Source organism: Candidatus Eisenbacteria bacterium (assembly GCA_013140805.1).
Lineage (GTDB): Bacteria > Eisenbacteria > RBG-16-71-46 > RBG-16-71-46 > RBG-16-71-46 > JABFRW01.
In genome coordinates this window covers 20,564-31,360 of record JABFRW010000133.1, presented here as the reverse complement: position 1 = coordinate 31,360, position 10,797 = coordinate 20,564, and the positions used below count along the sequence as shown (strand labels likewise).

General features: G+C 68.7%; 10 protein-coding genes. 7 read left to right on the top strand and 3 right to left on the bottom strand.

Going from position 1 to position 10,797, the window contains the following annotated elements; genetic code table 11:
* Positions 1-90 precede the first annotated feature (90 nt).
* The 5 genes from sucB to HOP12_10605 all read left to right on the top strand — a co-directional run bounded on the left by sucB (position 91) and on the right by HOP12_10605 (position 5,298).
* The gene (gene sucB, locus HOP12_10625; protein ID NOT34610.1) at positions 91-1,050 is read left to right on the top strand and encodes a dihydrolipoyllysine-residue succinyltransferase; all 960 of its coding nucleotides are present in this window, start codon (positions 91-93) and stop codon (positions 1,048-1,050) included.
* 120 nt (positions 1,051-1,170) lie between these two features.
* A complete protein-coding gene (gene lpdA, locus HOP12_10620) occupies positions 1,171-2,568 on the top strand; it encodes a dihydrolipoyl dehydrogenase (protein NOT34609.1) in 1,398 nt (465 codons plus the stop codon).
* Positions 2,569-2,844: 276 nt separating this feature from the next.
* Positions 2,845-3,609, top strand: coding sequence for a DUF4114 domain-containing protein (locus HOP12_10615; protein ID NOT34608.1), 765 nt, complete (start codon positions 2,845-2,847; stop codon positions 3,607-3,609).
* Positions 3,610-3,711: 102 nt separating this feature from the next.
* Positions 3,712-4,590, top strand: coding sequence for an MBL fold metallo-hydrolase (locus HOP12_10610; protein ID NOT34607.1), 879 nt, complete (start codon positions 3,712-3,714; stop codon positions 4,588-4,590).
* A gap of 48 nt (positions 4,591-4,638) precedes the next feature.
* On the top strand, positions 4,639-5,298 hold the full coding sequence (locus HOP12_10605; GenBank protein ID NOT34606.1) for a DedA family protein: 660 nt from the start codon (positions 4,639-4,641) through the stop codon (positions 5,296-5,298).
* A gap of 11 nt (positions 5,299-5,309) precedes the next feature.
* On the opposite strand, the gene HOP12_10600 is transcribed toward HOP12_10605, so the two are convergent.
* From HOP12_10600 to HOP12_10590, 3 genes are read right to left on the bottom strand one after another with little or no spacing between them, the layout of a single operon-like run.
* Positions 5,310-6,422, bottom strand: coding sequence for a HupE/UreJ family protein (locus HOP12_10600; protein NOT34605.1), 1,113 nt, complete (start codon positions 6,420-6,422; stop codon positions 5,310-5,312).
* A complete protein-coding gene (locus HOP12_10595; GenBank protein NOT34604.1) occupies positions 6,419-7,285 on the bottom strand; it encodes a DUF4198 domain-containing protein in 867 nt (288 codons plus the stop codon). Before HOP12_10595 ends, HOP12_10600 begins: the two co-directional genes overlap by 4 nt.
* A 52-nt stretch (positions 7,286-7,337) precedes the next feature.
* On the bottom strand, positions 7,338-8,273 hold the full coding sequence (locus HOP12_10590) for a methyltransferase domain-containing protein (GenBank protein ID NOT34603.1): 936 nt from the start codon (positions 8,271-8,273) through the stop codon (positions 7,338-7,340).
* A gap of 81 nt (positions 8,274-8,354) precedes the next feature.
* Here HOP12_10590 and HOP12_10585 point away from each other — a divergent pair, with 81 nt between their 5' ends.
* Entirely contained in the window at positions 8,355-10,301 is a 1,947-nt protein-coding gene (locus HOP12_10585; GenBank protein NOT34602.1) for a GWxTD domain-containing protein, read from the top strand.
* A 90-nt stretch (positions 10,302-10,391) separates the two neighbouring features.
* Positions 10,392-10,787 carry a response regulator gene (locus HOP12_10580; protein NOT34601.1) on the top strand — a complete coding sequence of 132 codons (396 nt, stop codon included), beginning with the start codon at positions 10,392-10,394 and terminating at the stop codon, positions 10,785-10,787.
* The last annotated feature ends 10 nt before the right edge of the window (positions 10,788-10,797 follow it).

The window sequence follows — 10,797 nt, the reverse complement described above, 5'->3', positions numbered from 1 at the left end:
TCGGATTGTTGAGGTCCGGGAACAGCGTGAGCTCGCCCGCCTTCACGAGCTTGTCGAGCAGGATCTGCTGCGCCGAGGCCTGCGGCCGAGATTCCGTCCAGCGGACGGGGTGGTCGATTGCTCAAGGAGGACGTCGAGCGCTATCTGGTTGCGAGGGGCTCCAGTCCTTCCACGGCCCCCGCGTACGGCGGGGCGGGCGCAGCCCGTGCGCCGGCGACTTCGAGTACCCCCACGACCGGCCCGCCCACGCCATTCGTTCCGGGTCGCGCAAGTGCATCCGGGCTCGCCGCCACTTCGATCACTCCGGCGCTTCGTCCGGCCGCGACACCGGAGGCAGCGTGGCGACCGGACGAGCACGAGCGCCCGGTTCCGATGAGCCGCATTCGTCAGCGCATCGCTTCACGGCTGGTCGAGGCGCAACACACCGCGGCGATCCTCACGACCTTCAACGAAGTCGACATGAGCGCAGTGATGGACCTGCGCGCACGCTACAAGGAGAGCTTCGAGAAGCGGCACGGCGTCAAGCTCTCGTTCATGAGCTTCTTCACCCGCGGCTGCGTGCTCGCGCTGCAACAGATTCCCGAGTTGAACGCCGAGATCCGTGGCACCGACATCGTCTACCGGCGCAGCACCCACGTGGGAATCGCGGTCGGAACCGGTCGCGGGCTGGTGGTTCCGGTGATCCGCGACGCCGACGCGCGCACTTTCGCAGAGCTCGAGGGCGAGATCGCGCGGCTCGCGCAGCTCGCGCGCGACAACCGCCTCACGCCTCAGGACCTGAGCGGCGGCACCTTCACGATTTCGAATGGCGGTGTCTACGGCAGCCTGCTTTCGACACCGATCCTGAATCCACCGCAGAGCGGCATCCTCGGCATGCACAAGATCGAGAAGCGCCCGATCGTCGTCGACGATCAGGTCGCCATCCGACCCATGATGTACCTGGCGCTGTCCTACGATCACCGAATCGTCGACGGGGAGCAGGCCGTCACGTTCCTGGTCGGTGTGAAGGAACGGCTCGAGGATCCGGAACGCATGCTGCTCGACATGTGAGTTCGTGCCCGCATCGTTTGACTTCACCGGCGCGCCCCGACAATCTCCGCGCCCGCTCCTCGCGAGTCCCGCCCCGGGACGCGCGGCGTCGTGCGCCTCTCCGAACCGGGAATTCCACTCATGAGTGACAGCTCGTTCGATCTGGTCGTCATCGGCTCGGGCCCCGGTGGTTACGTCGCCGCGATCCGCGCCGCGCAGCTCGGCCTGAAGACCGCCTGCATCGAGAAGTACCCGGCACCCGGCGGGACGTGCCTCAACGTGGGCTGCATTCCGAGCAAAGCGCTGCTCGACTCGAGCGAGCACTACTCCAGTGCGAAGCACGCGTTCGCCGCGCATGGAATCCAGGCGCAGGTCACGCTCGATCTGCCGACGATGCTGAAGCGCAAGGACACCGTGGTGCAGGAATTGACGCGCGGGGTGGACGGGCTGTTCAAGAAGAACAAGGTGACGCGCTTCGAGGGGGTCGGCCGCATCGTCTCGCAAGGCGAGGTCGAGGTGACGGGAACCACGGGCGCACAGCGAATCAAAGCGCAGCGCATCCTGATCGCGACCGGCAGCAAGCCGATCGCGCTGCCGGGGATCGCGTACGACGATCGCCGCATCGTGCATTCGACGCACGCGCTGTCGCTTCCGGAGGTGCCGAAGAAGCTGATCGTGGTCGGCGCGGGTGCGATCGGGCTCGAGCTGGGTTCGGTGTGGATGCGGCTCGGCTCCGAGGTCACGGTGCTCGAGTTCATGGACCGTGCGGTCGCCGGCATGGACAAGAAGAGCGGGTTGCTGCTTCAGCGAGCGCTCGAGAAGCAGGGCATGAAGTTCCGGTTCAAGACCTCGGCCAAGTCCGCGAAGGTCGAAAAGAACCAGGTGCGGGTCGCGATCGCGTCCGGTGACCAGACCAGCGAGGAGACGTGCGACGTTCTGCTGGTCGCCGTCGGCCGTCGCCCCTACACCGATGGCCTGGGTGCGAAGGAAGCCGGCATCCGGATGGACGAGAAGGGGCGGATCGTCGTGGACGATCACTACCGCACCAGCGTCGCCGGAATCTGGGCGATCGGCGACTGCACGCCGGGCCCGATGCTCGCGCACAAGGCCGAGGAAGAGGGCATCGCGGCGGTCGAGAACATGGCCGGGCAGTCCGGGCACGTGGCCTATCACTGCATTCCGAACGTCGTCTACACGTGGCCGGAGCTGGCGAGTGTCGGCGTGACCGAAGAAGAGGCGGCGGAACGCGGGCTGGCGGTGAACATCGGGGCGTTCCCGTTCATCGCCAACGGTCGCGCCAAGGCGATGGGCGAGAAAGACGGGCAGGTCAAGATCCTCGCCGACGCCAAAACCGACCGGATCGTGGGAGCGCACATCATGGGTCCGCGCGCCAGCGACCTGATCGCCGAGCTCGCGTTCGCGATGGAGATGGGTGCCTCCGCCGAGGACGTCGCGCGTTCGGTGCACGCCCATCCGACGCTTCCCGAGGCGGTCAAGGAGGCGGCCCTCGCGGTCGCCAGGCGGGCGATTCACATCTGAGCGGATGAGCCCCGCAGGCGTCGCCGACTCGTCGCGCGAACGCCTCCCGATGCAGGAGTCGGCTCCGGCGGCATTCTGCAACGCCCGAGCCCCTGGAATCGCGGCCGCTCCGCGGAAATCCTGCTCATTGCCCTTGCGAGAGCGGGGATCCGCTGTGATACGATTTTTCGCGACCCAGAGAGCTGCGAGGCTCTCGAGCCCGTTCGGCGGACCGGCCAGACGGATCTTCTCCCACCATCCTGCCAGGTAGTTCCTTAGCGATTCGAGGAGATCTTCATGCGATTTCGTCCGCACCCCGCGGCGAGCTGTGCGTTGTTCGCGATCTTTATCGCTCCCGCGGCGTTTGCCGCCTCTCCGGTGACGGTCGTGTTCGGAACCTCCTGGGACCCTCCGGCCAGCTCACTCCAGAACATCGTCGACGCACGCTACGGGGCCGGGAACATCAACGTTCAGACCGACTACCTCGGCCACCACGCGGGGGATCCTGACCCGTGGTTCTGGGTCGACGGTCAGGTCTCGGCGCTCCTGATTCGCGAAGTCGCGGGCAACGCCTACCGCAACCTGCTCGGCTGGTACGAGGAACCGCAGACGCTCGCACCGCCCGTCATCGACGGCGTCAACGACGGAGTGGTGTTCGACGGGCCGGCGAACGACGGCTCGACGCGCTTCATCCTCTTCGATCACCCGACGCGATTCGGCTTCTACATGAACCCGAACGGTCCCTACTCATCCGGAAACGCGCCCGAGCCGGAGCTGTTCTACTCGAACCGCTACTACAACGACCGCGGTCCGAACGGCAGCGCCGCTCTGCACACCCCGCTCGACGGTGACGTGCAGGCGCTGGTGTTCGACGTCTCGGCGTGGACGCGCCCGAACACGTGGCTGGTGTGCTTCGAGGACATCGACAGCGGTCCGAATCCGACCCCGTGTTGCGACGGCACCGACAACGACTTCAACGACATGGTGTTCGAAGTCGTAGCGCTCGGCGCCACTCCGACGCTGCAGGCGAGCTTCGGTCAACTGAAGGCGCGCTATCGCTGATCGCGTTCTCCCCCCAGACGCGACCACGGGCCCGGACGAGCGAGCGCTCGTCCGGGCTTCGTTCGTTTGACCGTCGCGCGCGCGGTTCGGCATGCTGCGGCCATGGCATCACTCGAGTTGGGACCCTGGCGTGCGCACACGCTGGAGACGGGAACGCTGCGTCTCGACGGCGGATCGATGTTCGGTTCGGTGCCGAAGCCACTGTGGAGCCGCGCGCACCCGGCCGACGAGCGCAATCGCATCCAGCTCTCGATGCGATGCCTGCTGCTCGAGGGACACGGTCGTCGGGTGCTGGTCGACACCGGGCTCGGTGACAAGTTCAGCCCCAAGCTCGCCGAGATCTACGCGGTCGAGAACGAAAGCGGGACGCTCGAGCGCTCGCTGGCCGCGCTCTCGCTCGGAGTCGAGGACATCACGGACGTGATCCTCACGCATCTGCACTTCGATCACGCCGGCGGCGCCACGCGTGCGGCGGGAGGCACCGTGGTTCCGCGACTTCCCCGCGCGCTCTACTACGCGCAACGTCGCAACCTCGAGAACGCCCGGCACCCGAACCCGCGCGAACGCGCCAGCTACATGGAGGAGAACTTCGAACCGCTCGAGCGCGCCGGCGTGCTGCGCCTGTGGGACGGTCCCGGGGAGCCGTGGCCGGGCCTCGAGCTGTTCACCGCCGACGGTCACACGCGCGGTCAGCAGCTGGTGCGCGTGCACGGCGGGGGAGTGACGCTCTACTTCGTGGCCGACCTGATTCCGACCCGCAGCCACGTGCGGGTGCCATTCGTGATGGGCTACGACGTCGCGGCGATCGAGACCATGCAGGAGAAGCGCGATGTGCTCGAACGCGCGAGTCGCGAGCGCGCATGGATTTGTCTCGAGCACGACCCGGAGTTCGCACTCGCACGGCCCGAGGCCCAGGCCGACGACTTCGGCTGGGCCGAGCACGTCGCCGCCATTCCGCTCACCGCTTCCACCGGTTCCTGACGCGCGATTCCGCATCGCGCGGCGTTCGACCCTTCGCCCGGAGATCCGATGTTCCATTCGCTGTTCGCGTCCTGGATGCAGCTCACCCGCGACTGGGGTTACGGCGGCGTCTTCCTTATGATGGCGATCGAGTCGACGGTGTTTCCGTTGCCGAGCGAGATCGTGGTGCCACCGGCAGCCTACTGGGCGCGGCAGGGGCACTTCAGCTTCTGGGGCATCGTGCTCGCCTCGACGCTCGGATCGTGGGCGGGTTCCGCAGTCTCCTACTGGGTCGCGCGCCGGCTCGGGCGGCCGTTGATCCTGCGCTACGGTCGCTACGTGTTCGTGCCCGAATCGAAGTGGCTGATGGCCGAGCAGTGGATTCGTCGCTATTCGGCGGCCGGCGTGTTCTTCGCGCGACTGCTGCCGGTGGTTCGTCACCTGGTGTCGCTGCCGGCCGGAGCGGCCCGGTTGCCGTTCGCGACCTTCTCGATCATGACGCTGCTCGGCTCGGCGGTTTGGAGCACCGTGCTGGCGTGGTTCGGCGCACAGGTGCTCGGAGATCAGCCGCGGCTGCTCGAGGATCCCGACGCGCTCGTGCACGTGCTCAAGGACAAGCTGTTGTGGTTCGTCGCGGCGGCCGCGGTGCTGTTCGGGCTCTATGTCGCGGTCGATCTGATCGGACGCAAGCTGAAGCGTGAAGCCGCGGGTGAGGCTGAACTGCCCTGATCGGGCGCGCGTCAGCGCAGCGCGCCGAGCCGCTCGATCAGCCATCCGATTCCCGCCAGCGTCACACCGATCGAGCCGACGATCAGAATGACGCGCGCCGCGCGCGGATTTGCGCGACGCGCCAGCATGAGCAGCGGGGCGGCGACCGAGACGATGCACGCCTGACCGACTTCGACCCCGAGATTGAAACCCAGCAGCGACGTGCCGAGCGCCTGCGCCGGAAGACCGAAGTCGCGCAGCACGCTCGCGAAGCCGAAGCCGTGAATGAGGCCGAACGCGAACGCGGTCAGGTGGCGCGGGTCGCGCCCTGCGTTAGCCGATGAATCCTCGAGTCGAGGGTCACGCCGCCAGCCGCGCCACAGATTCGAGAGGCCGACTGCCACGATGCTGAGCGCGATCGCCGGCTCGACGATCGCGCCGGGCGGATTCACGATGCCGAAGGTGGCGAGGGCCAGCGTCACGCTGTGGGCGAGCGTGAAGGCGGTCACGATGCCGAACAACCGCCTCAGTCCGCCGCCCGGGAGCAGCAATGCGATCACGAACAGAATGTGATCGGGGCCGATGAAGATGTGGTGGATGCCGGCCGGCACGAAGGTTCGCAGGACCGCCAGGATGCCGCGAGCGCCGGTCGCGTACAGCTCGGCGTGCGAGCGCCGGGCGGTGAGGATGTCCTGCAACACCACCGCCTCGCCCGCGCGGACCGTGACGAACAGTTCGTGTTCGGGGTCGTACGGAAACGGAAGTGCTCGCAGTGTCGCGGCCCCTGCGGTCGAAGCGATCGGCGCACCGACTTCGAACGCGAGCCCGCTGCGATCGGCGTCGACGCGTACCGCGCCGAACGTGAACTCGTGAGTCGCCCCGTTCGTCTCGAGCGAGAATCGAGGCGCGAGGCGCACCACCAGCGAATCGCGCAGCCGCTGCGCGACGCCCGGCTCGAGCAGCGAGTCGGGCGGACTGATTCCCAGCTCGTGCGCGAGATCGAAGACGTGCGCCGTGTAGCGACCCGAGACGCCCGCGCTCGATCGCTCGAGATCGAGGTAGCTGTACGGGGCCTCGTGCGCCGCCGCGGTGCTGGCGCTGAAGACGATCAGGGTGAGCGCCGCGAGAGTCGCCGCTGACTTCATGGGGCGGTGCGCGCGAACGTGAGTGACGCCCACCAGCTCTCCCAGTCGGCGAGACCGCGGTCGGAACACGGCGTCATGTGCACGCCCGAGATCAGCCACTCGCCCGAGCCCTTGATCGGCAGCCGGGCGCGACCTGAGCGGTCGGTTCGCACCGCGACCACCGGCCCGACCGAGTCGCGCGTTGCTGCATCACGCGGCGACGCGGCCGCGGCCAGTTCGGTGCGCCACGCGCGCACCAGGACGTCGGCGACCGGGCGGCCGCGAAACAGAAGTCGAACCGCGAGCGGCCCGTCGGGCGTCGGATCCGTCTCGGGAATGATCTCGAAGGTCAGCCCGAGCGGCCGAGTCGCACGCGCGGGGTCGGTTCCGGCGACCCAGGTCTTGGGACAGCGAGCGTAGCGCTCGCGGCCTGCGCCGGCACGCGCGCCGAGGCGCGCCCGTGTACGGCGGGCCGCCTCGAGCCCTTCAGTCTCGAGGTAGGCGTCGAACGGACGTGGCTCCAGCACCACCGAGGCGAAGTCTGACTCGTAGCCGATCGAGGCGCCGCCCGGGTCTCCGACCACCCAGCGCACGAACGCGAGGTCGCCGTGGGCGGCGACCTGCTTGAGATCGCGCTCGCGCTCGTTCCGCATCACGAGCCGATGCGCGCGCGGAGCTGCGTAGGGCTTGCGCTCGCCACGAAAGCCGGTGCCGACCCACGCCTGGACCGCGAGCGTTTCGCCGATCGCGGCGCGATAGCGACTCGGCGCCAGCCAGAACTCGTGCGCATGCGCCGTCGAGACCGCGAGCCAGGGACCGACCATCGCGGCGAGCAGGAGCGCCGCAATCGCCGACGATGCGCGAGCTGGATTGGCGAGCGGCATAGGACCTCGTGACTCGGGACACGGATTCGAGTGCGATCGACCGGCGCGCACTCTACGCGAGATCGGGGGGGGCCGGATGTGCACCGAGCGGCGCCGAACTCGAATTCGCCTTCAGGTCCGCCGGCCGGCGCGCGAGCAGTCGTGCGAGGACCGGTCCGCCGGGCGGGTCCGTCTCTTCGTAGTGCAGTACCTCGAGCGTTCCGAACGCGCGCTGCAGTTCGCCAGGAGCCAGCAGGAAACGCGCGTGGGTCGGACGACCGTAGCGCGACTGCCCTTCGAGAAACGTCTCGTACACCAGATGGCCGCCCGGACGCAGCGCTGCCTCGAGCCGCGGAAACAGCGGCCGATGCAGGAATCGAAACACCGTCACGACGTCGAACTCGGAGGCCGGGAGCCGTACGCTGCGGCGCTCCAGATCGACGCGCCGAGTCGTCACCGCCACCCCCGCGCTCGCCGCGAGCCGCCGCGCGCGGCTCAGAGCACCCTCGTCGTGATCCCACGCCTCGACCTCGAAGCCATGCAGCGCCAGCGTCGCGGCTTCGCGACCCGTGCCGGCCGCCAGATCGAGCGCCCGACCGCGTCCGAGTCGGGGGAGTATCGCTTCGAGAAACGGCGAAGGGCGCCACAGCCGCTGCGCGGGGCCGAGATCGATCGCGAGGTGGGAAGGGTCCGAGACTGCGCCATCGAGCCATGCGAGTCGCGCATAGCCGAACTGGGCGAGCTGTTCGGCGGCCGCGCGGGCGATCGCGGCGGAGTCGGCGACGATCAGCAGCTCGCAGTGGCGCGCCGGAAGTTCACCGCGGCGCTCGGCGAGTTCCGCGGCCGGGACGTGCCCGCAGCCCGGCAGATGTCCGCGCGCGAAGGCGTCGGCTTCGCGAACATCCAGGATCGCCGCGCCCGCGGGCCACGCGGCGAGGCCGTGGGATGCGAGTGCCTGCGGGGGCGTGACCGCCCCGGAGTCGGAATCGCCAGCGGCAGAAGGGTGCATGCGGACCGCGACGCTCGCGCACGCGGTGCGGGGCGTCAAGCGCGTTGACCGCGCGCCGAAACCCCTCGCATACTCGGCCCCGTGTTCAAATTCACGGTCCTGCTCGTGCTGCTTTTGGTGGTGGCCGGCCCCGCCACGCCCGCGCGGGGAGCCTCGACGGGGCCATCGAAGCCCGAACAGGCGCAGGGTCTCTACGAACTCGCGCGCGCGGACATCGCGCTCGGCAAGCTGCCCACCCGGCGCCGAGCGATGCAGCGACTCGAGCGCGCCGCGCGGCTCGATCCGGCGCGCGCCGACATCGAGCTCGAGCTGGCGCGTTTGTATCAGGACATGGGATTCCTCAAGCAGGCCCGGCGCCGCTTTCAGGATCTCGCCGATCGCAACCCCGCGGATCTTCCGGCGCGCCGCGGACTCGCGGCGCTGTGGCGGCGCGACTACCTCAAGTACCTCGACACCACTTCGCTGGATCGAGCGCTCGACCACCTCGCGATCGTGGTGCGAACCGACTCGACCGACGCCGACAGCTGGATCGTGCTCTCCACCCTTCAAATCGAGCGTGGACGCGCCGATGCGGCGCGACGCTCTGCGGACGCCGCATTGCGTGTCGCGCCGCGGCGTGCGGACGCGCTGCTGGCCGCGGCGCAGTCGGCGTATCGGTGCGGGTCGGCAGAGCTCGCGGACAGCCTGTTCGAGCTCGCGATTCCGCGTCTGGTGACGAGCGCTCGCTCGCGCTTCGAGGACATCGCGCCGCTCGCGTCGGCCGAGGACACCATGCGGATGCGCGCGCTCGCACCCTCGCTGCGCGAGGACTTCCGTCGCCGCTTCTGGGTCGATCAGGATCCTGATCCCACCACGACTCACAACGAAGCGCAGCTCGAATACTGGTCGCGCGTCGCTCAGGCCTACTTCATCTACTTCGACCATCGGCGTCGCGAATGGGATCAGCGCGGCGAGGTCTACGTGCGCTACGGCGCACCGGCCCGCGCCATCTACAATCCGGTCGGCAGCTCGAATCTGCTCACGATCCGGGATGCGGGTGTGAGCCGCACCAACGGACTCTTCCCGGTCAACTCATTGCGGTGGGAGTACCCCGAGCTGGGCCTGTCGGTCACCCTCGAGGATCGGCTGCTGAGCGAGTACTACCTCAATCCGATCGCGCTCCATCGCGACACCGATCCCGCTCCCGATCCTGACTCGCTGGCGGCCCATCCCGAGCAGTTCGGAACTGCCGGCGGTCGAGGCGTGTTCCGCGTCCTCCCACCGGGCGTGCGCCCGCTGCCCGTCGATGCGGTGGTCGCGCGTTTCGAAGGTGCGGAGCGACCGAGGCTGATGACGCTGATGTCGAGCCCCGGGACTCCCGCGGACCGCGCGATTGCGACGTACGTGGTGTTCGATTCGACGCGTCGTGAGGTCGCGCGCGCCAGCCGCGCACTCTCGCCCTCGGCGTGCGATCCCGCCACGCTGCGCGACGCCGACTTCGCCTCGGAGCTGCCGCCCGGCGAGTACTCGGTCGCGATCTCGGTCGCCGACGGGCCCGCGGCGCGCGGTGTGCGCCGCGAAACCGTGAAGCTCGTCGCCGCCGATTCGACGTTGTCGGTCAGTGATGTGGTGGTGTCGTGCGGGCCGCCGCAATTCGACGGTGCCCGAGGTGTTGCGCCGAGCGTGCGGCTGGCGGCCAACCCGAGTCGCCGGGTGCCGAGCGGCGATCCGCTCGTGGTGTACTTCGAGATCTATCACCTGCGCCCGGGGCGCGATGGAATGTCCGAGGTCGAGGTCGAATACGCGGTCCGCTCGATCGAGCGCGATCGCCGGGTGTGGATCCAGCGCGTGCTCTCGCCGGCCCGCCGTCCGCCGGAGCTGCTCGCCACCCGTCGCGAGAGTCAGCGGGGCGAGGTGCGGCGCCAGTTCGTGAGCGTGCCGCTCGAAGAGCTGCCGGCGGGGCGCTATCGCATCGACATCACAGTTCGGGACCTGGTCGCGGGCCGGGCGGCCGTCAGCGGTGGCGAGTTCGTGCGAACGGCTCCGTGAGCGCCCGGCCCACCGCCCGACGCTCAAGTTGTTGGCGGGCTTGGCCGATAAGAACTGCGTGGCGCTGGGATTTCCCTCTCCGAGGACACGATGTCCAACGCACGCCCGCGCATTCTGGTCGTCGATGATGAAGCAGATCTGGTCGCCGTGCTTCGGTTTGGGCTCGAGGCCGAGGGCTTCGACGTGTGCGAAGCCGGGGACGGAGAGGCCGGACTGAAGGCCGCGCGCGAGCAGAAGCCGGACCTGATGCTTCTCGACCTGATGCTGCCGAAGCTCGACGGCTACAAGGTGTGCCGCGCACTCAAGTTCGATGAGCGTTACCGCGCATTGCCGATCATCATCCTGAGCGCACGATCGGGACAGCAGGATCGCGAGCTGGCGCTCACGATGGGGGCCGACGCTTACGTGACCAAGCCGTACGACATGCGCGCATTGATCCAGCGCATTCGCGAGATGCTCGCCCAGCAGCGCCGCAGCGCCGCCTGATCGCGCGCCG